Below are 19,915 nucleotides of genomic sequence, written 5' to 3'. Positions count from 1 at the left end.
TATCGCCTCAAAGATATGACGTATTCAAGTGGCGGAAACCAAATCGTCATACTTTTATTCCGATCGCCCGGGGTCGGGACGGACCCCCGGATACCCGGCGGATCCGGGCGCAAGCGGGGGCCGCCGGGGCGGCGGCACCGGGCGGACCGGCGAGGTCTAGGCTGGCGGGATGGAGATCCAGGGGCTGCCCGGCCGACTGCTCGCGGAACTGGGGCCGGCCATCGCGTCCGGGGAGGTCCCCGAGGGCACGGTGCTGCGCGCCGAGGAGCTGGAGGAGCGGTTCGGGGTCTCCCGGACGGTGGTCCGCGAGGCGGTCCGGATCCTGGAGGGGATGCGCCTGGTGGCCTCCCGCCGCCGGGTCGGCATCACCGTGCAGCCCCGGGCCGACTGGGACGTCTTCGACCCGATGGTGATCCGCTGGCGGCTGGCCGGCGCCGACCGGCCCGCCCAGCTGCGCTCGCTCGGCTCGCTGCGGGTCGCCGTGGAACCGGCCGCCGCCGCGCTCGCGGCCCGGCACGCCACCGACGACGAGCGGCGCCGGCTCAGCGCGCTGGCGGTCGAGTTGACGATGACCGCGCGCGCCGCCGACCTGGACACCTTCCTCCGGCACGACATCGAGTTCCACGCCACCGTGCTGCGGGCCTCGCGCAACGAGATGTTCGCCCACCTCAGGGAGACCGTCGGCGCGGTGCTGACCGGCCGGACCGAGTACCATCTGATGCCCCATCAGCCGGAGCCGTACGCGATCCGGCTGCACCGCGAGGTCGCCGAGGCGGTCTGCGCGGGGGACCCGGAGCGGGCCGAGCAGGCGATGCGGACCATCGTCGAGGGCGCCCTCGCCGAGCTGGACGAGCAACTCGGCTGAGCAACTCGGCTGAGGAGCTCGGCCGGGCACAACGGCCGAGCACGACGGCTGAGCAACTCGGCCGACGGCAACCGGGATCCGCCGGGCCGTTCGGCACGGTCCGGGCCGGATCACACGATTTGGTGTCGGTTCGGGGGATTCGCGCGCATGGTCCGGGTACGAGGGGGCAGAGTGGGTCACGGGGGCGTAGACTCGGCGCCCGCCCCGCCCGTGTCCGCCGCCCGTCCGCGCCTGGGGGTCGCCCGATGCCAACCGCCCGCCGTCGCCGCCGTCTTCCCGACGAGGTCCGCAGGGCCGTCGTCCGCGCGGTGCTCTGCCTCGCCTTCACCATGGTGGGCATCGTGGTGGCGACGCTGTCCTCCTACGCCGACAGCTGGCTGATGACGCCGGCCCTGATGGCGATGGGGGTGGGGGTGTTCGGAACGATGTGGTGCCTGCTGGAGATCCTGATCTCCCGCCAGGTCGCCGCGCAGCGGATGCGCGCGCCCAACTCGGCCTCGCCGATGGCGGGCAGCCGCGTGCCGGCGGCCCGCCCGCAGCCGTACCCGCAGCGGCCCCAGCAGCCGCGCCCTCCCCACCCCCAGCAGCAGTACCCGCCGCGCCCGCGCCCGCCGCAGCAGCCCTACCAGCCGCCGGCCGCCCCGCCCCACCCCGGCGGCCCGGCGCCGCGTCAGGCGGGGCTCACCACCCGGTAGTGGGTGGTCAGCCGGCCGTCGTCGTCCAGCAGGTGGAAGGCGATCAGCGGCGGCTGCTCGAAGGTGATCTCCGGCGAGCCCTCGAACGGCAGCATGACCGTGGAGACCACGCCCGGCGCCACCAGCAGCGGCCGCCCGGCGAAGCGGGTGGCCGCCCCGGTGTGCGCATGGCCGCAGAGCAGCGCCCGCACCCGCGGATGGCGGTCCAGCACCTCGGCCAGCCGGTCCTCGCCGAACTGCCGGATCGGGTCCACATAGGCCAGGTGCAGGATCACCGGCGGGTGGTGGAAGGCCACCACCGCCGGGCGGTCCGCCGGGCCCTCGGCGAGCGTGCGGTCCAGCCAGCCGAGGGTCTCCTCGTCCAGCAGGCCGTCGTGCCGGCCGGGGACCGAGGAGTCCAGCATCAGCACGTCCGCACCGGGCAGCGCGTGCAGCCGGTTGACCGGGCCGCCGGACGGCGCCTCGCCGAGCAGCACCTCCCGGTACGGCGCGCGCACATCGTGGTTGCCGGGGCAGAGCAGCACCGGGTGCCGGGAGGCCAGCACCTTGGCGACCTCCCGGTACTCGGCCGGCAGCCCGTGGTCGGCGAGGTCCCCGGTGACCAGCACCGCGTCCAGCGGGCCCGGCAGGGCGTCGAGGTACGCCACCACCTGCTCGGCCCGCCGACGGGCGCGCTCCCCCGCGTCACCGTGGTGGTCCTGGCCCAGGTGGATGTCACTGAAGTGAGCGATCGTCAGCATGGACCCCACGCTACGGCGGTCACTGCGGGGCGGGAACCTCCGCCGGGCGCTTGAACATCCGGGTGGCGGTGATCTCGCCGTGGACGGCCGGGCCGTCCGGGTCCTGCGGGGCGGGCAGGCCCGGCCGCAGGTGCTCCTCCACCGAGATGTACTTGAGGCCGGCCCGCAGGTCGGCGTCGTTGCGCAGCCGGATGACCAGGGGGAACTCGGCGAGCGCGGTGGTGTCGAACAGGCCGGTGGTGTAGATCAGCTGGACGCCGAGGGCGTCCGCCACCGCGCGCTGGAGCTCCAGCAGGTAGGTGGCGTTGGCACGGCCGATCGGGTTGTCCAGGAACAGCGTGCCCGCGTGCCGCAGCTGGGACTGGCCCCGGTCGTTGGCGCGCAGCGCGGCCATCGTGCAGTAGAGCGCGATGGCGGCGGTGAGCAGCTGGCCGCCGGAGAACACGTCGGACATCTGGCCGACGCTCACCCGCTCGGCGCGCAGCACCGCGTCCGGCTTGAGGATCTCGACCGTCACGCCCTTCGGGCCGATCGCGGCGGCGACCCCGCGCAGCAGCAGCGACATGCCGTCGCGGCGCAGGTCGCTGTTCTTGCGGACGGCGGCGCGGGTGGCCTCGTCGATGACCTCGCCGAGGCGCTCGACCAGGCCGGCGTGGTCCGGGTCCTCGAAGCGGATCCGCAGGAACTCCTGGCCGGACCACTCCCCCAGGCCCTCGGGCAGCCGGGAGAGCCGCTGCGCCGCGCGCAGGGTGGCCAGCGAGGACTCGACCAGTCCGCGCAGCCGGTCGACGATCGAGCCGCGGTTGCGCTCCAGCTGGGTGAGTTCGTCGGTGAGCACCCGCAGCCGGGGTGCGAAGGCGGCGGCCCAGTTGGCGGCGTGGTCGGGGAGCGCGGAGGCGGGCAGCTCGCGGATCTGCTGGCGGGCCGGGGTGCGGACGGCCTCGTAGCGGGCCGCGTTGGCGTGCCGGACCAGCGCGTCCGAGGCGTCCCGGACGGCGAGTTCGGCGGAGGACAGCTCGCCGGCGGCGGTGCGCAGGGCGCGCCGGGCCTCGGCGGCGGCGGTGCGGGCCTCGGCCAGCGAGCCGAGGTACGGCTCGACCGGGGTCTCGGCGTCGTCCTGCTGCTCGCGCAGGCCGTCGCGGAGCTGGCCGGCGTGCTCGTCGAAGTCGGCGGCGGCGGCCTGGGCGGTGTCGAAGGTGCGCTGGAGGTCGGCGTGCGCGGTACGGGCGGCGTCGACGGCCTCGCGGCGCTCGGCGAGCCGGCTGGTGGCGCTGCGCAGCAGGGTCTGCGCGTGCTCGGGGTCGGTGGGGACGAGCTCCTCGGGCAGCTCGGTGTGCGCCTCGCCGTCGGCGGGGGCGGAGCGTTCGGCCTCGCCGCGCAGCCGGCCGAGCTGCTCGCTGGCGGCCGCGGCGCGGGCCTCGATGGTGGCGACGAGTTCCTCGGCGCGGGCGGCGGCGGCCTGGCGGGCCGGGCCGTCGGCGCCGTCGGGGCTGTCGAGCAGTTCCTCGGCGCGGGTGCGGACCTTGTTGGTGAGCCGGTCGAGTTCGGCCGCGGCGGCGGCCTCGTCGCCCTCGGCGCGGGCCTGTTCGGCGCGCAGGTCGGCGCCGACGCCGACCTTCTCGTAGAGCTGGGAGGCGGCGCGGTAGGCCTCGCGCAGGGCGGGCAGCGCCGCGGGGGCGGCCTCGGCGGGCTCGTCGGACTGCTCGGCGGCGGAGATCTCGGCGCGCTCGGCGCGCAGGGTGCGGGCGGTCCGGCGGGCGTCGTCGGCGGCGCGCTGGGCGGCGCGGCGGTCCTCGTCGCAGGTCCGGGCGCGTTCGGCGCAGACGGCCCGGCGGCGGTCGCACTCGGCGGCGTCCTCGGCGAGTTCGCGCTGGCGCCGGCTCCAGTTGGCACGCTCGCGCAGCCGGAAGGCGAGGCCGGAGAGGGCGTCGGCGCGGCGGCGGGCGCGCTGGGCGGCCTCCCGGTGCTCCTCGTGGGCCGAGGCGGCGGCGGCGTGGTCGGTCTCGGCCTCGTCGTGCTCGGCGCGCAGGGTGGCCAGGGCGGCGGCGGCCTGCTCGGCGTGTTCGCGGGCGGCCTCGGCGGCGTCGGCGAGTTCGGCGAGGGTGCCGGGCGGGCAGCTGGCGTGCCAGGAGGCGAGGCGGGCGGCGAGCGCGCGGTCGCCGCCGAGGCGGGCGGCGAGTTCGCGGATGTGCTCCTCGCGGGCGGTGGCGCGGGCGCGCAGTTCGCGGCGCTCGTCGTCGGCGGCGGACTCGTCGTGCATGGCCGGGTTCGGCGGCACCAGGAAGAACGCGGGTTCGCCGGTGATCGGGGCGATCAGCGAGGCGGCGGCGCCGACGGCGACGGTGGAGCGGGGCAGCAGGGCGGCGGCGCGCAGCGCCTCGCGGGCCCGGTCGAGGGACTGCGGGTCGGTGACGACGACGCCGTCGACGAGTTCGGGGCGGGCGGCGAGGATCGCCTCGTGGTCGGCCGGGTCGACGGACTGGGCGAGGTAGCGCCAGCCGGGCAGGGCGGGGATGCCGTGCTCGGCGAGGTACTCGACGGTGGCGAGGACGTCCGGGCCGGGCGGCAGCAGGCCGCCGTCGCCGAGCGCGGCGAGGATCCGGGAGTCGTCGGCGGCGGCGGTGCGCAGGTCGAACAGGGTGCGTTCGGCGGTGGCGATGGCCTCGTCGAGGAGTTCGCGCAGGTACTCGGCGTTGCGGTCGAGGACGGCGGGGGTGAGGAAGCCGGCGTCCTCCTCCGCGGACTCCTGGTACGGGGTGAGCGAGAGCAGGTCGGCGAGCCGGGGTTCGGTGGCGAGCAGGGCGGCGGTGCGCTGCTCGGTGGCGAGCGCCCGGGCGGCGGACGTGCGGGCGTCGGTGGCGCGGGCGGCGGCGAGTTCGGCGCGGCCGGTGGCGGCGGCGGCCTCGCGCAGCCGGGCGGCAGCGGCCTCGGCGGCGGTGCGGGCCTGGCCCAGGGCGGCCGCGGCGGCCTTCTCGACGTCGGCGGCGTGCAGGGCGGCGCGCGCCGGGTCGACGTCGCCGTCGGTGTCGATGAACCCGGCCTCGACGGCGGCGGCGGTCTCCTGCTCGACCTCGGCGAGGCGCTGGCGCAGGTGCTCGGCCTCGCTGCGGGCCTTCTGGCCGGCGGTGGCGGCCTCGGTGGCGTCGCTCTGGGCCTTGGCGCCGTCGGCCTGGAGTTCGGCGGCGCGCTGCTCCTCGGTGTCGGCGCGGTCCTCGGCGGCCGCGGCGGCGGCCTCCAGGGCGCGGGCGAGGGCGGTGGCGGCGCGGGCGCGGGCGGCGAGCGCGGGGGCGGCGTCCAGCTCGGCCTCGCGGATCGCGGCGGCGACCCGGCTGACCCGGTCGGCGGCGGCGCGGTGGCGCAGCACGGCCTCGGCGGCCTGCCAGGCGGAGTGCAGGGTGCGGGCGTCGGTGAGTTCGCGGCGCAGGGCGGCGGCCTCGGTGGTGGCGGCGGCCAGGGCCAGCGAGGCGTGCCGGTGGGTGAGTTCGGCGGCGATCAGGGTGTGGCGGGTGCGGTCGGTCTCGGCGGCGGTGACGGCGCTCGCGGCGGCGGCGACCTCGACGGCGAGGTCCTCGGCGCGGTCGCGTTCGGCGGCGGCGCGGGAGGCGAGGGCGTGGGCGAGCCGGCGGGTGCGGCGTTCGGCGGTGCGGTGGGCCTCGCGGACGCTCTCGCGGGCGGTGGTGGCCTCGGCGATCCGTTCCAGCAGCTCCAGGGAGCCGGCGGTGAAGTCGCGTTCGGCGGTGAGTTCGGAGCGCAGGCCGAGCTTCGCGGCGAAGCCGTGGACGAGGTCGGCGAGGCCGTCGGTGTCCCGGGTGTCGGTGACGGCGCGCAGCAGCAGGTCGGTGAAGTCCTTGTCCTGCTTGACCGCGAAGAGACCGGCCGCCTCGCCCTCGTCGGCGTTCATCTCGCGCTGGTAGCGGAAGAGTTCGGGGTCGAGGCCGAGCTCGCCGAGGTGTTCGGTCCAGCGGTCGTGGCCGTCCTCGAAGACCAGGTCGAGGTGCGGGTGGGCCTTGCCGGCCTCGGTGAGGGCGTCGCGGAAGCCCTTCATGGTGCGGCGGCGGCCGCGGGCCTTCTGGTCGCCGGCCAGGCTGACCCGTTCGGCGACCGGGAGGGAGTCGAGGGTGAGGCCGGGGCCGGGGCGGAAGGAGTACCAGGTCTCGGCGAACTTGCGCGGGTCGGAGGAGACCTGACGGCCGCGCCACTCGCTGACCTTGCCGACCACGATCAGCTCGCCGGTGACGGTGTGCTGCCACTCCAGGGCGACGTGACCGCAGTCGTCGGCGAGCAGGAACTTGCGCAGCACGCCGGAGCTGGCGCCGCCGAGGGTGTTGCGGTGGCCGGGGAGCATGACCGAGAAGATCAGCTTGAGCAGGACGGACTTGCCGCCGCCGTTCTCCAGGAAGAGCACGCCGGCCGGGGCCGGGCGGCGGACCGGGCCGTCGCCCTCCTCGCCGAACAGGCCGATCTGCTGGGGCGCCGGGTCGGCGACGGGCTCGCCGACGCCGCGCAGGTCGAGCACCGTGTCGGCGTAGCGGGCGCCGGCCGGTCCGATCGAGTACAGGCGGACCCGGTTGAGCTCGTACATGTGCGGCGGTTCTCCAGGAGGCGGGTGGGTCGGAGTCGGAGGGGGCGGGGGCCCCGGCGGGGCGCGGGTGCGGCGGGCGCGTTCCGGTCAGAGGGAGTGGAACGGCAGGCCGGCGTCGGCGACCAGGTCGTCCCCGGTGTCCGGGGGCAGCAGGGAGGCGGTGCCGTCGGAGACCGGGACGACGCCGAGGTCGAGCAGTTCGGCCATGGCGGCGGTGCCGGCCAGGTCGCGGACCTGGAGCTGGTAGCGGGCGGTGGTGCGGTAGGTGCCGCCGGCGTCGTCCGAGACCTTCTGCAGGAAGCCGGAGTCGACCAGGAACAGCACCGCCTTCGCGACGATGCCGATGGTGGAGCCGGAGAGCCGGCGGGCGTCCTTGGTGGCGCCGGTGGCGGTGCGCCGGGCCCAGACCCGCCAGGCGGCCTCCAGGCCGGGGGCGTCGCTCTGCGGGTCGGTGTTGTCGCCGTCGGCGGCGGCCTGCTCCTCCAGGCGGCGGCAGGCCTGGCGGACGAAGGAGTCGACGCCGTTGACGGTGATCCGGCCGAGGTAGCCGTCGTCGGCGAGGTCCTCGGGGCGGGGGAAGGCCATCGCGGCGACGGCCAGGTGGGCGAGGCCGTGCAGGAAGCGGTCGGTGGACTCGGAGGCGGCGCGGCGCGAGTAGTCGCCCATCCGGACGGCGAAGACGGAGTCCTCGGCGGCGGCGACGGCCATGCCGGCGCGCGGGGAGACCTCCAGGACGACCAGGCCCATGCCGGTGGCGACGGCGTCGGCGAGGCGGGCGAAGGGCGGGTCCTCGCGGTGGCGGCGGACCAGTTCGGCGTATTCGGCGTCGCGGGCGGGGAGCAGCTTGGCCTGGAGGCCGAAGGAGACCAGCCGGGCGGCGTCGGCGACGTCGGCCGGGGTGATCGGCGCGGGGGCGGCCGGTTCGGTCTCGGGTGCCCAGGACGTGTCGGTGTGGGTCGTCACGGGCGGTGCTCCTCGGGGGCGTTGCGGGGGGTGCGGGTGGGGGTGATCGGGCCGGGGCGGACGGGGGTCAGCCGGCGTCCTTGCGGTCGGCGGCCATGCCGGCGGCGTCGAGCAGGGCGCTGCCGACGATGAGGTCGGCGCCGCCGAACTCCGGGTCGCGCAGCGGGGTTCCGTCGTCGACGGCGAACAGCAGCCGCTCCTCGCCCTGCCGGTAGGCGGTGCCGACCGGCGGGCTGGCCGCGTGCACGGCCAGCAGGGCGACCAGGTACGGGAGTTCCGGGTCCTGCCCGCGGGCCTCGGCGAGCAGGCCGGAGAGCCGGCGGGGCGCGTCGGCGGGCAGGTCGAGCAGGTCGAGGGCCGCTTCCAGCTGGGCCTCGGAGAACCGGCTGTCGTCGGGGGTGGCGACGAGGTCGGGGTCGGGCAGCTCGGCGCCGAGGTGCTCGCGCTCGACCGGCGGGGTGAGCAGCAGGTCGACCAGGTCGCAGACGCGGACCGAGACGGGGGTGCGCAGGCCGGTGCCGCGGGCGAAGAACGCGCCGGTGGGGTGGACGGCCTGCGCTATCGGCAGCCGCAGCACCGGGGCGAGCAGCTGGCCGTAGAGGTCGATGCCGCTGCTCGCGCCGGGGGTGGCGAAGGCCTGCCGGTCCTGTTCGGCGCGGAACAGCGGGCCGGCCTCCAGGAGGCGGGTCTGCAGCTGGGTGTGACGGCGGATGCAGTCCTTGACGATGTCGACCAGTTCGGCGGCGCGGCGCTTGTGCTCCGGCTCCTCGGCCTCGTCGCGGGCCTTGCGGATGTTGGTGAGGATCGCGTTCTCGTGCCGGTAGCGGTCGGCGATGTGGTCGAGCGCCTCGTCGATGAGGTCCGGGACGGCCCGCATCCAGTCGACGGCGCGCACATTGCGGCGGGTGGCCTCCAGGGCGCGGCGCAGCGTCTCGGCGTACTGGACGGTGCGGTAGCGGGCCTGCTCGGCGGCGAGCTGGGCGTCGGCCAGGCGGCCGCGCCGGATCAGCACCTCCAGCTTGACCTCGGCGGCGATCTGGGCGGAGGTGACGTCGGTGTCCAGGGCGCCGACCAGGACGTTGACCGCCTCGTCGGTGGTGCGCAGGTAGACGCCGCCGTCGGGGCCCGGGACCTCCTCGATCAGCTTGAAGTCGTAGTCGCGGCGGACGTACTCGCCCTCGGCGCTGAAGGTGCCGTAGACGGCGCGGAAGCCGCGGTCGACGCTGCCGACGTTGATCAGCGACTCCAGCACCCAGCGGCCGACCCGCTGGTGCTCGGCGGCGGAGCGGCCGGGCGCCTGCGCGGCGACCCGGGGCAGCAGCCGGGCGAGCACCAGCTCGCGGTCGGCCCCGGTGTCGAAGTCCATGTTGAGGGTGACCAGGTCGATCGCGGCGAGCCCGACCTCGGCCATCGCGTAGCCGCCGTACTCGCCGGCCAGCATCACCTTGCGGCTGTCCAGGTCGTGCAGCGGGGCGGTGCAGGCCAGCGCCTTGAGCCGGCGGGCCAGGCCCTCGTCGGCGGCGGGGCCCGCCGCGGGCCGCGCGGCGGCGACGGCGGAGCCGGCGGGCGGCCGGGGGCCGTGCTCGGTGGGCTGGTCGGCGATGAGGGTCACGGGGGACAAGACTAGAGGCAGGGGCCGACATCGACCGAAACGGACCTTTCGGACAGCCGCCCGGGCGGGACCGGGCGCAGGGCGCAGGCGGGACTGGGGGCCGGACCCGGGCGGGGCCGGGCGCGGGGCCGGCAGGGGCGCGGCGACCGCGGAGGGCGGGTGGAACGCGTCCGCCCTACTGGCGGTTTGTCGACATGTCGCTCGGGATCACGGGCGTCGTCCCGTTGCTCCCCGTGCTGCGCGCGCTGCGGCCGCCGGTCGGCCCGCGCAGCCGGACGGACCAGCGGCGCGAGGCGGGCCCCGGGACAGGCCCTACCATCTGGCTCAACAGCTGCTGGAAGGCGGACCGGCGTGGCCGATGCGGTGATCGATCTCAATGCGGACCTCGGCGAGGGGTTCGGACGCTGGACCCTGACCGACGACGAGGCCCTGCTCTCCGTCGTCACCAGCGCCAACGTCGCCTGCGGCTTCCACGCCGGCGACCCCTCCACCATGCGCCGGGTCTGCGCGCTGGCCGCCGAGCGCGGCGTGCGGATCGGCGCCCAGGTCTCCTACCGGGACCTCGCGGGCTTCGGCCGCCGGGCGATGGACGTGCCGCCCGACGAACTGGCCGACGAGATCGCCTACCAGATCGGCGCCCTCCAGGTCTTCGCCCGCGCCGCCGGCTCCCGGGTCTCCTACGTCAAGCCGCACGGCGCCCTCTACAACCGGGTCGTCGCCGACGCCGAGCAGGCGGAGGCGGTGGTCGCCGGGATCCTGCGCTCCGGTGCGGTCAGCGACGGCCCGCTGCCGGTGCTCGGCCTGCCGGGCTCCCGGCTGCTGACCGTCGCCGAGGACGCCGGACTGCCGGTGGTCACCGAGGCCTTCGCCGACCGCGCCTACACCTGGGCCGGCACCCTCGTCCCGCGCCGCGAGCCCGACGCCGTCGTCCACGACCCCGGGAAGGTCATCACCCGCGCCGTGGGCATCGCCCGCGACGGCTCGGTGGAGGCCGTCGGCGGCGAGCCGGTCGCCGTCGCGGCGCGCTCGCTCTGCGTGCACGGGGACACCCCCGGCGCCGCCCAGCTCGCCTGGCGCATCCGCGGCGCGCTCGCCTCGGCCGGCGTCCGGGTGGAGGCGTTCACATGACCGGGCCGGCGGCGGTCGTCCGGCCGGTGGGGGAGCACGCGCTGCTGGTGGAGCTCGCGGACACCGCCGAGGTCACCGCCCTCTACGGCTGGCTGCGCGCACGGCAGGCGTCCGGCGGGCTGCCGCCCGTCGGGGAGATCGTGCCCGCCGCCCGGACCGTCCTGCTGGACGGCGTGGCGGACGTCGACGCGCTGGCCCGGGTGCTGCGGGCGGCCCGCCCGGGCCCGGCGTCCGCCGCCTCCGGCCCGCTCGTCGAGGTGCCGACCGTCTACGACGGCGCGGACCTCCCCGAGGTCGCCCGCCTCTGGGGCGTCTCCCCCGAGGCGGCCGTCCGGATCCACGCGGAACCCGAGTACGTCGTGGCGTTCTGCGGCTTCGCGCCCGGCTTCGGGTACCTCACCGGCCTGCCCGCGCGGTACGGGGTGCCGCGCCGCGCCACCCCGCGCAGCAGCGTCCCGGCGGGCTCGGTGGCCCTGGCCGGCCCCTACACCGGCATCTACCCGCACCCCTCCCCCGGCGGCTGGCAACTCCTCGGCCGCACCGCCCTCCCCCTCTGGGACGCCGCCCGCACCCCGCCCGCCCTCCTCGCCCCGGGCACCCGCGTCCGCTTCACCCCGCTCCGGGGGGACACCCCGTGACGGGCGCGGCGGGCCGCCGCGGCCTGCGCCCGGAGGCATCACGGCCGCCGGACGGCAGCCGCCAGCTCCAGCACCCCGAAGGGCACGTCAGGCCGACGACCCCGGCGGCCGGCGTGGCACTGCGGAGCCAGCCCGGGAGCCAGGCCGTGACCGACACGACACGAGCGGCGGGGGCCCGCCGGCCACCCGCGCAAGGGACCGGCCCGGAGGGGCGGGGCGGTCACGGAAGCCCCCGGGGCAGCCGGCCGGCGGCCGGCGGCGCCAGGCGGCGCCCGTCCCCCGGCGCCGAGGGCCGGAGGAACGACCTGACCGACGCCACGACACGGACCGGGCCGCACAACGCGCCGACGCCACCGGCGGGCGACGCGCCCACGACGGCCCCCCTCGGCACCGCCCGACGCCCACCCCACCCGACCGGGGCCGGAGGAACGACATGACCGACGCGATGATCGTGGTGCGGTCCGGGCCCTTGAGCACGGTGCAGGATCTGGGGCGGCGCGGGGTCGCGCACCTCGGGGTGCCGCGCGCGGGGGCCTTGGACGAACCGGCGCTGCGGGCGGGCAACCGGCTGGTGGGCAATGAGCCCGGGGCCGCCGCCGTCGAGGCCACGCTGGGCGGGATCGCGGTGCGCGCGCTGCGGCCGCTGCTGGTCGCGGTGACCGGTGCGCCGTCGCCGGTGCGGGTGGACGGCCGGCCCGCCGCCTGGGGTGCACCGGTGCTGGTGCCCGCCGGCGCGGTGCTGGACGTCGGCGCCGCGGCCACCGGGGTGCGCGCCTATCTGGCGGTGGCGGGCGGGATCGCCGTGCCGCCGGTGCTCGGCAGCCGCTCGGCCGACCTGCTCTCCGGGCTCGGCCCGGCCCCGCTGGCCGACGGCGACCTCCTGCCGGTCGGCCCGCGCCCGCCGCTCGGGCCCACGCCCGAACTGGTGCCGCTGCCCGCGCCCCCGGCCGAGCTGGTGCTGCGGCTGCGGCTCGGCCCGCGCGCCGACTGGTTCGCCCCGGACACGGCGGACCGGCTCGCGCGCACCCGCTTGCGGGTCGCCGCCGCGAGCAACCGGATCGCCCTGCGCACCGAGGGCCCGCCGCTCGACCGCGCCCGGGAGGACGAACTGCCCAGCGAGGGCATGGTGCTGGGCGCCGTGCAGGTCCCGCCGGACGGCCTGCCGGTGGTCTTCCTCGCCGACCATCCGACCACCGGCGGCTACCCGGTGGTCGGGGTCGTGCCGCCCGCCGACCTGCCCGCCGCCGCGCAGGCCCGCCCGGGCACGCCGGTGCGCTTCGTCGTGCTTCCGGATCGCTCCCCGGCCCTTCCCGGGCCGCGGACCTAGCGCCACGACAGGGCCGAGGCGATGGCCCGTTGGCCCTCGTCGATGGCGCGTCCGCCGTCCTCGACGGCCCAGAGGACGTTCTGCAGGACCCGGGCGAGGGTCCAGCGGACGGCGCGGGCGCGGTCCAGGGCGAGGCGGTCGGTCATCAGGTCGAAGCGGCGGCGCAGGGCGCGCGGGAGGTCGCCGGTGGCGATGAGGTCCGGCCGGCGGTTCTGCAGGGCGGGCAGGAGCTCGAACCCCGGGTCGCCGGCCAGGGGTTTGGGGTCGATGGCGAGCCAGGGGGCGCGGGCACCGGGGGCGGGCGGGGCGAGCACGTTGCCGTAGTGCAGGTCCCAGTGGAGCAGCCGGTCGCCGGGTTCGGGCCGGACCTCGCGCAGGGCGGCCGCGAGGTCGGCGAGCAGCCGGCGGTCCCCCTCCCCGGCCAGCCGGTCGCGCGCCCGCGGGACCTGCGCCAGCATGGCGTCCGCGACCGCCGCCAAGGTCCTCACTCCTCGCGGTGCCCGATGCTGCGTCAACTCCGCCAGCAGATCGGCGAGGATGCCGGTGGCGGCCAGGTCGTCGGGAACGGCGTGCAGGGAGCGCGCGGGGTCGAGGCGCTCCAGCAGCAGGGTGCCGGTGGCCGGGTCGTGGTCGAGCAGCCGGACGGCGCCCCGGCCGCCCCAGGCGCGCAGCGCGAGCGGTTCGCCGGCCGTCTCCTCGTCCACGGGCTGGAGCTTGAGCACGGCGCCGGTGCCGTCGGCCCGCCGGACGGGCAGCACCAGGCCGGCCACGCCGTGCGCGGGCGCGCCGTCGATCCGCAGCTCCCACCGGTCGGCCGACTCCGAGGCCAGCGCGGGCAACCGGCGGACCCAGGCCCGCCCCTCCTCCCCGAAGAGGTCGACCAGGGAGGCGGCCAGCGCCTCGGGGACCGGGATCGGCACGACGGACACGGGAGGACCCTACGCCAGCGCGGCGGCGACGGCCCGCGCGAAGCCCTCCGGATTGTCGATCATGATGTTGTGCCCGCAGTCCGGCACCGCCTCCAGCACCACGCCCGCCGCCCGGAGCCGGTCCGCGCCGGGCAGTTCGCCGTCGGCCGCGGGGTGGAGGAAGGTGCGCGGCAGGTCCAGGGCGTGGAGCTGCTCGCGCAGGGACGGCACGGTCGCCCGGCAGCGGTGGACGGCGCTGCGGTGGAGCGCCTCGGGGCCGGCGAGCCGCATGGTGGCCCACCAGAACGGGCCCGCCCACTGCTCGGCCTGCTCCCGGCCGCCGGCCAGGAACTCCTCCTCGGTGAAGGTGGCGATGCCGCTGCTGCCCGGGCCCCGGCTCGGGGTGAGCGGGTCGATGACGGCGTCGACCAGCACCAGCCGGGCGACCAGCCCGGGGTGCCGGTGGGCCAGCGCGATCGCGACCGCGCCGCCCAGGCTGTGGCCGATCACCTCCACCCGCTCCGTGCCCGCCGCGCGGACGGCGGCGGCGACGGCGTCGGCGTGCGCCTCCAGGGTGTAGGGGAAGTCGGCGGGCCGGTCGCTGATGCCGAAGCCGAGCAGGTCCAGCAGGAGCGAGCGGTGACCGGTGAGCAGCGGGTGGGCGGCGGCCGGGGCGTAGTAGACCGGCGAGCTGGCGCCGAGGCCGTGCAGGTAGAGGCGGACGGGCTCGCGGCCGGGGATCTCCACCCAGCGGATCCGGTCGCCGTTCGGGGTGACGGTGGCGTCGCGCACGGTCGTGCTCCTCCTGCGGTCGTCGGGGCGGCGCCGGGGCCGTTCCCCGGGCGCCGGGAAGACCATACCTCGAATCCGAGGTATCTCAAGAGCGAGATATCGGCGCCCGGATCTGAGAGAGTGGCCCCATGCTGAAGCTCGCGATCCTCGGGTTCCTCCACGACCGGCCCCTGCACGGCTACGAACTGCGGCGCCACCTCGCCGCGCTCACCGGCCACGTGCGGCCGATCAGCGACGGCACGCTCTACCCGGCGATCAAGCGACTGGAGGCCGACGGCCTGCTGGTGCGCGCCACCGAGCCCGGCGCGGCGGCCGCGCCCCGGCACACCCTGCGGCTCACCGACACCGGGCGGGCCGCCCTGCTCGACCGGCTGCGCACCCCGGACGAGCTGGACATCAGCGACGAGAACCGCTGGTTCACCGTGCTCGCCTTCCTGCGCCACCTCGACGGGGAACCGGCCGCGCAGGCCGCGGTGCTCCGCCGCCGCCTCGCCTTCCTGGACGAGCCGGCCAGCTTCTTCTACGACGGCGACCGGCCGGTGGGCGCCGAGCAGGCGGCCGATCCGTTCCGCCGCGGGATGCTGTTGATCGCCCGCGCGACCACCACCGCCGAACGGGACTGGCTGCACGCCACCCTCGCGGAGCTCGACCGCGCGGCCTGAGCGCGCACCGGCCGGGCGCACGCCCGCCGAGCGCGCCCCGGGAACGCCGCGGCCCGCGCCGGCCCCCTGCGGAGGGGGCGGGCGCGGGCCACGGCGTTCGGTGCGGGCAGCGCGGGCCGACCGGTCAGTGCTGGTGGTAGGCGTGGACCACGGCGTGACCGCGGCCCTTGCCGATCATCCACTTGTTGACCGGGACGGTCAGGACGAAGGCCAGGGCGAGCGAGCCGGCCAGCGCCAGCCAGAACAGGACGTCGGCGAGGCCCGCGTCCATCGCTCCGGGCACGGTCATCATCACGGTGTTGTCGATGATCTCCATGACGATGATCGAGACGGTGTCGGCGGCCAGCGCGACCTTGACGGCGGTGCGGACGTCGAGGCCGGCCCTGAGCACGCCGCGCATGGTCAGCGCGTAGCCGAAGACGAAGGCCAGCAGGATCGAGAGCACCACGGTGGCGCCGTTGCCCAGCCCGAAGGCGGTGCCGAGCACCATGCCGAGGATCTCGCCGATGGCGCAGCCGGTGAGGCAGTGCAGGGTCGCCTGCGCCGCAGCCGCCCAGGTCACGGCACCGCCGCCGTGTCCGTGGTGCGCGTGTTGCTCGTGGTGCCCCGCGTGACCGGCGTGACCGGCATGGTCCGCGTGACCGGCGTGGCCGGCGTGGTCCCGGTGCTCGCCGTGGTGCTCGTGCGACTGGTGCGCGTGGGGGCCCTGGTGCTCGTGGCCGGCGTGCTGCTGGTGGTCGTGCTGGGCGGGGTGTGCCATGTCGTCCTCCACGTGCTCGTTGCCTCGGTCGTGCTGCCCGGTTCGTCGATGACTATATACCCCCCTGGGGTATCTGCCAAGCATGGATCCCCGCACCCCCTTCCCACCCCGCCCCCGCCGTGCTCGGATGGTTCGCATGGCTGACGAAGGACACGACGGATTCCGCGAGGGCTACCGGGGCACCGGCCCCGGAGCGATCACCCCGGACGGCTGCGCGGTCGACATGTACGCGCGGCTGCCGGTCAACGACGAGCCCGAGGTGATCGCCGGCGCCGTCCCGGCCGGTGCGAGCCTGCTCGAACTCGGCTGCGGCGCCGGCCGGTTGACCCGCCCGCTGGTGGACCTGGGCTTCCGGGTGACGGCGGTGGACGAGTCCGCCGAGATGCTGGCACGGGTGCACGGGACGCGCACCGTGCGCAGCCCGATCGAGCGCCTCGACCTCGGCGAGCGCTTCGACGTCGTCCTGCTCGCCTCCTTCCTGGTGCACGCCGGCAGCCTGGACGTCCGCCGGGGCCTGCTGGACGCCTGCCGCCGGCACGTCGCCGAGGACGGCTGGGTGCTGATCCAGCGCGAGGGCGAGGACTGGCAGACCAACGTGCCGCGCGAGCGCCCGCTCGGGACGGACGGGCTGGTGCGGGTGGCCTCGGCCACCCCGGTGGCCGAGGGCGTCAACCGGGTGCACGTCGAGTACGAGTTCCCGGACGCGCGGTGGACCCAGACCTTCCTGTCCCGCCCGATGGGCCGGGCGGAGTTCGAACAGGCGCTGGCCGAGGCCGGTCTTGCGGTCGACGCCTATCTGACCGGGGACCGGGTCTGGGTGCGGGCCCGGCCGGTGGCCGCCTGACCGGTCCGCAGCCGCCGCGGCCGGCGGTGGCGGGAACGGCCCCCGGGGGTGGGGGCGCGCGACAGGCCGTCACCTGAACGGCGTAGCATCAGGCGGACGCCGGGCCCGCGCGCGGCCCGAGCGCCGGGCGGGACCGGTGGTTCGCCTGCCATCGGACCGCGCCACTGGACCGCGCCGGCCGGTTCGCAGGGCCGTTCCCGCACCGACCAACAAGGAACGCTTCATGCGCATCGAGCGACGGATACCCCGGGCGGGTGTCCGGTGATCGAATGGTTCCACGGGGCCGTCCTCGGCCTGATCCAGGGACTCACCGAGTTCCTGCCGATCTCCTCCAGCGCCCACCTCCGGGTCTTCCCCGCCCTGCTGGGCTGGAAGGACCCGGGCGCGGCGTTCACGGCGGTGACCCAGCTCGGCACCGAGACCGCGGTGCTGATCTACTTCCGCCGCGACATCGCCTCGATCGTGAAGACCTGGACGCTCTCGCTGTTCCGGCCCGCGCTCCGCTCGCACCAGGACGCCCGGATGGGCTGGTTCGTGATCATGGGGACCCTGCCGATCGGCATCCTGGGCAAGCTGTTCCAGGACACCATCGAGCAGGACCTGCGCGACCTGCGGATCATCGGCACCACGCTGATCCTGTTCGGCGTGATCCTGGCGGTCGCCGACCGCACCCGGGCCGTCCGCTACGCCAAGCCGATCACCGAGCTGACCCTGCCGCACGCGGCCGGCTACGGCATGGCCCAGGCGCTCGCGCTCATCCCGGGCGTGTCGCGCTCCGGCGGCACGATCAGCGCGGGCCTGCTGCTCGGCTACAGCCGCGAGGCGGCGGCCCGGTACTCGTTCCTGCTGGCGATCCCGGCGGTGCTGGCCTCCGGCGTGCTGGAGCTGTTCAAGATCGGCGAGGGGCCCGCGCCGGCCTGGGGGCCGACCCTCCTGGCCACCGCGATCGCCTTCGTGGTCGGGTACGCGGCGATCTCCTGGTTCCTGAAGTACATCTCGCACAACAGCTTCATGCCGTTCGTGATCTACCGCATCGCGCTCGGCATCCTGATCATCGTCCTGGTCTCGGTCGGCACCCTGGCCCCGGACGCCGGCGTGGTCGCCAAGTAGCGGCGAACGAGAACGGCGTTCCACCGCGGAGCGGGCCGGTCCACCCCCGAAGGTGGACCGGCCCGCTCCGTCGTCCTCGAAGGCGGCCGCGGACTCCGCGGGCCGCCGGCCCTCAGCGGCGGCGCTCCCGGGCGGCGGTCAGCCGGCCCCGGACGGCGGCGTGGACCTCGGCCTCCTCGGCCGGATCGGCGGCGAGGCGGCGCAGGCGCTCCAGCACCCGGGCGTCACCGGTGGTGGCGACGTGTCGCGCGGCGAGCTCCCGGGTCGACTCCTCGCAGTCCCAGAGGCACTCGACGGCGGGCCCCTCGGGGAAGTGCACGTCGGTCGCGGCGAGCGCCCGGGCGGCGCGGCCGCGCAGTTCGGAGGAGACGGCCTCCCCGTAGATGTGGCGCAGGACCGGGACGGCCCCGGCGGCGGCCAGCCGCCCCGCGCCGTCGACCAGCGTCCCGAGCCCGGCGTCGGCCCCGGACACCCCGTGCAGCGAGACCCAGCGGCGCAGCCCGGCCACCACCAGCGGGCCGTCGGCGGGCTCCCCGGCGTCGGCCAGCAGCCGGACGGCGGCCTCGCCGAGGGCGCTGTCGGCGCCGCCGGTGGCCGGGTCGGCCCAGCGGCGGGCCTGGGCCAGCGCCTCCGGGCCGCGCATCCGGCCGAGCAGTTCCAGGGCGAACCGGACCATCCGGTCGTCCACGTCGGCGGCGGCCAGCTCGATCAGGCCGGCCGCGGCCGGGTCGCGCTGGTCGACGAGGTAGCGCAGGGCGGCCCGGCGGGCGCCCGGCAGGCCGGTGCGGGCCGCCTCCAGGACGGCGGGGCGGTCCTCGGGGCGCACCACGGCGGCCAGGCAGCGGGCGGCCGCGGCGGCGCGGCGGTCCACGCCGTCGGGGCGGGCCGGTGAGCCGGCGTCGCGGGACGCCTCGGGGCGGACCGGGCCGCCGGCGAAGGCCGCGGCGCCGAGGCCGCCGAGGTCGCCCTGATCGGCCCAGGCCAGCACGTCGGCGGTGGACCAGCCGGGGGTGACGCCGTTGCGGTTCAGCTGGCGCTGCCACAGGTCGAAGGGGGACTGCTCGCTCGCCGCCGCGACTCTCGGGTGGTAGGCGGCCCACAGCCGCCAGGGCCGGGGCTCGTAGGCGCCCCGGATGGTCTCGCGCAGCTCGGCGTCGCCCTCGGGGCCCGGCGGGAAGCGGTCCAGTACGGCCGTGCCGAGCAGCAGCAGGCCGCGGTCGTCGTCGCGCAGCGCGAGCTCGTCCAGGGCCCAGGCCCAGTTGGTGCCGGTGGCGGCGTACTCGCGGAGCATGAGGAGGGCGTCCCGGCGGCCGTACGCGGCGAGGTGGCCGAGGACGGAGAGCGCGAGGCCGGTCCGGGCCTCGTCCTCGTCGAGGAGGTCCTCCGGGGAGTGGAGGTGGTCCTCGATGCCGTCCAGCGACGCCTCCAGCTCCATGTAGAGGCGCGCGTAGTAGAGGGAGCGGTTCTCGACCTGCCAGTCGGCTCGCGGATCCCTGGTGACGCACTCCTCCAACGCGGCGATGGCCTCGGTGCGGTCGGCGGCCAGCGCATGGAGCTGCCCGTCACCGCGACCTCGCTGCAGGAGGCCGAGGAGGCTGGCACTGGGTGCTATCACTGGCTCGAACATGAGGTCAGCATCCGTTGCGGCGGTCGTAGTGGCAACGGGATTTCCGTCGCCGGGGTCTCTGGTCGGTACTGCGCGGGCGCCCGGGCGCCGGAATCACCGAAGGTTACCGCCTCGGACAGCCCGTCGCACACAGGGCGACGGACCCTTTGTGCGCACTGGCATATGCCGGGGGCCCTTTGTCGGCGTTCTGTCCAAATCGCCGACGGGTGTCGGACCGCTGTGCGACAGTCGTTCCCACACCCGCCGGCCGACCCCCGCGAACGGACGAGTGGACCTGCCATGCCCATGACACCGACGCCCGGCCGCGACACGGTCGCCGCGGCCGAATGGGATCTGCGCACCGACGACGTGCGCTGGTCCGCCGAGGCCTACCCGCTGCTCGGCTGCGACCCCGGCCACGGCCCGCTCAGCCTCGACCGGCTGCCCGACCGGCTGGCCGAGGCGGACCGGCCGCAGCTGCGCCGGATGATGACCGACGCGCTGGTGCACGGCCGGTACGCCGTCGGCACCCTCCGCGTCCGCCACCCCGGCGGCGGACACGGCACCGTGGAATGCGCCGGCGAACCCGTCCTGGGCACCGACGGCACCGTCACCGCCCTGCGCATGCTGCTGCGCCCGGCGGACCCCGACTAGCGGCCGGCGGACGACCACCCGGCGGCCCG

At 76.6% G+C, this 19,915-nt stretch carries 17 protein-coding genes; 9 read left to right on the top strand and 8 right to left on the bottom strand.

The window, feature by feature from the left end:
• Nucleotides 1-169 precede the first annotated feature (169 nt).
• Nucleotides 170-865: a FadR/GntR family transcriptional regulator gene (locus tag ACF1AK_RS33445; protein ID WP_380292207.1), complete on the top strand. Its 696-nt coding sequence runs from the start codon at nucleotides 170-172 to the stop codon at nucleotides 863-865.
• 245 nt (nucleotides 866-1,110) lie between these two features.
• On the top strand, nucleotides 1,111-1,560 hold the full coding sequence (locus ACF1AK_RS33440) for a hypothetical protein (RefSeq protein WP_391502580.1): 450 nt from the start codon (nucleotides 1,111-1,113) through the stop codon (nucleotides 1,558-1,560).
• Here the strand turns inward: ACF1AK_RS33440 and ACF1AK_RS33435 are convergent.
• The 4 genes from ACF1AK_RS33435 to ACF1AK_RS33420 form a co-directional block, all read right to left on the bottom strand.
• On the bottom strand, nucleotides 1,536-2,300 hold the full coding sequence (locus tag ACF1AK_RS33435) for a metallophosphoesterase (RefSeq protein WP_391502579.1): 765 nt from the start codon (nucleotides 2,298-2,300) through the stop codon (nucleotides 1,536-1,538). The genes ACF1AK_RS33440 and ACF1AK_RS33435 overlap by 25 nt on opposite strands.
• A gap of 19 nt (nucleotides 2,301-2,319) precedes the next feature.
• Entirely contained in the window at nucleotides 2,320-6,882 is a 4,563-nt protein-coding gene (locus tag ACF1AK_RS33430) for a hypothetical protein (RefSeq protein ID WP_391502578.1), read from the bottom strand.
• Between the two features lie 87 nt (nucleotides 6,883-6,969).
• Nucleotides 6,970-7,845, bottom strand: a complete 876-nt coding sequence (locus tag ACF1AK_RS33425) for a hypothetical protein (protein ID WP_391502577.1) — start codon at nucleotides 7,843-7,845, stop codon at nucleotides 6,970-6,972.
• Nucleotides 7,846-7,912: 67 nt separating this feature from the next.
• Nucleotides 7,913-9,448 carry a hypothetical protein gene (locus ACF1AK_RS33420; RefSeq protein WP_391502595.1) on the bottom strand — a complete coding sequence of 512 codons (1,536 nt, stop codon included), beginning with the start codon at nucleotides 9,446-9,448 and terminating at the stop codon, nucleotides 7,913-7,915.
• Between the two features lie 360 nt (nucleotides 9,449-9,808).
• Here ACF1AK_RS33420 and ACF1AK_RS33415 point away from each other — a divergent pair, with 360 nt between their 5' ends.
• The 3 genes from ACF1AK_RS33415 to ACF1AK_RS33405 all read left to right on the top strand — a co-directional run bounded on the left by ACF1AK_RS33415 (nucleotide 9,809) and on the right by ACF1AK_RS33405 (nucleotide 12,550).
• Nucleotides 9,809-10,585, top strand: coding sequence for a LamB/YcsF family protein (locus ACF1AK_RS33415; protein WP_391502576.1), 777 nt, complete (start codon nucleotides 9,809-9,811; stop codon nucleotides 10,583-10,585).
• Nucleotides 10,582-11,223 (top strand): 5-oxoprolinase subunit PxpB, encoded by a 642-nt coding sequence (pxpB, locus tag ACF1AK_RS33410; RefSeq protein ID WP_391502575.1) that lies wholly within the window; start codon nucleotides 10,582-10,584, stop codon nucleotides 11,221-11,223. The genes ACF1AK_RS33415 and pxpB overlap by 4 nt, the downstream gene beginning before the upstream one ends.
• Nucleotides 11,224-11,656: 433 nt before the next feature.
• Complete coding sequence (locus ACF1AK_RS33405; protein WP_391502574.1) at nucleotides 11,657-12,550, top strand: biotin-dependent carboxyltransferase family protein; 894 nt, start codon at nucleotides 11,657-11,659, stop codon at nucleotides 12,548-12,550.
• Here the strand turns inward: ACF1AK_RS33405 and ACF1AK_RS33400 are convergent.
• Together ACF1AK_RS33400 and ACF1AK_RS33395 are read right to left on the bottom strand one after the other, a co-directional pair.
• The gene (locus ACF1AK_RS33400; protein WP_391502573.1) at nucleotides 12,547-13,479 is read right to left on the bottom strand and encodes an aminoglycoside phosphotransferase family protein; all 933 of its coding nucleotides are present in this window, start codon (nucleotides 13,477-13,479) and stop codon (nucleotides 12,547-12,549) included. The genes ACF1AK_RS33405 and ACF1AK_RS33400 overlap by 4 nt on opposite strands.
• Nucleotides 13,480-13,488: 9 nt before the next feature.
• Nucleotides 13,489-14,250 (bottom strand): alpha/beta fold hydrolase, encoded by a 762-nt coding sequence (locus ACF1AK_RS33395; RefSeq protein ID WP_391502572.1) that lies wholly within the window; start codon nucleotides 14,248-14,250, stop codon nucleotides 13,489-13,491.
• A gap of 128 nt (nucleotides 14,251-14,378) precedes the next feature.
• On the opposite strand from ACF1AK_RS33395, the gene ACF1AK_RS33390 reads away from it, so the two are divergent.
• On the top strand, nucleotides 14,379-14,912 hold the full coding sequence (locus ACF1AK_RS33390) for a PadR family transcriptional regulator (RefSeq protein WP_391502571.1): 534 nt from the start codon (nucleotides 14,379-14,381) through the stop codon (nucleotides 14,910-14,912).
• A 124-nt stretch (nucleotides 14,913-15,036) separates the two neighbouring features.
• On the opposite strand, the gene ACF1AK_RS33385 is transcribed toward ACF1AK_RS33390, so the two are convergent.
• Nucleotides 15,037-15,672, bottom strand: a complete 636-nt coding sequence (locus tag ACF1AK_RS33385) for a DUF4396 domain-containing protein (protein ID WP_391502570.1) — start codon at nucleotides 15,670-15,672, stop codon at nucleotides 15,037-15,039.
• A gap of 136 nt (nucleotides 15,673-15,808) precedes the next feature.
• Between ACF1AK_RS33385 and ACF1AK_RS33380 the strand changes: the two genes are divergently transcribed.
• Together ACF1AK_RS33380 and ACF1AK_RS33375 are read left to right on the top strand one after the other, a co-directional pair.
• Nucleotides 15,809-16,516 carry a class I SAM-dependent methyltransferase gene (locus ACF1AK_RS33380; protein ID WP_391502569.1) on the top strand — a complete coding sequence of 236 codons (708 nt, stop codon included), beginning with the start codon at nucleotides 15,809-15,811 and terminating at the stop codon, nucleotides 16,514-16,516.
• A 264-nt stretch (nucleotides 16,517-16,780) separates the two neighbouring features.
• Nucleotides 16,781-17,626, top strand: coding sequence for an undecaprenyl-diphosphate phosphatase (locus ACF1AK_RS33375; RefSeq protein WP_391502594.1), 846 nt, complete (start codon nucleotides 16,781-16,783; stop codon nucleotides 17,624-17,626).
• Nucleotides 17,627-17,738: 112 nt separating this feature from the next.
• Here ACF1AK_RS33375 and ACF1AK_RS33370 read toward each other — a convergent pair whose 3' ends face one another.
• Complete coding sequence (locus ACF1AK_RS33370; RefSeq protein ID WP_391502568.1) at nucleotides 17,739-19,253, bottom strand: HEAT repeat domain-containing protein; 1,515 nt, start codon at nucleotides 19,251-19,253, stop codon at nucleotides 17,739-17,741.
• Nucleotides 19,254-19,532: 279 nt separating this feature from the next.
• On the opposite strand from ACF1AK_RS33370, the gene ACF1AK_RS33365 reads away from it, so the two are divergent.
• Nucleotides 19,533-19,886 carry a PAS domain-containing protein gene (locus tag ACF1AK_RS33365; protein WP_380292182.1) on the top strand — a complete coding sequence of 118 codons (354 nt, stop codon included), beginning with the start codon at nucleotides 19,533-19,535 and terminating at the stop codon, nucleotides 19,884-19,886.
• Nucleotides 19,887-19,915 lie beyond the last annotated feature (29 nt).

Origin of the sequence: Kitasatospora sp. NPDC015120 (assembly GCF_043080305.1) — a bacterium.
Taxonomy (GTDB): domain Bacteria; phylum Actinomycetota; class Actinomycetes; order Streptomycetales; family Streptomycetaceae; genus Kitasatospora.
The sequence above is the reverse complement of the archived record's forward strand: the minus strand, read 5'-3'. Positions and strand labels throughout refer to the sequence as shown.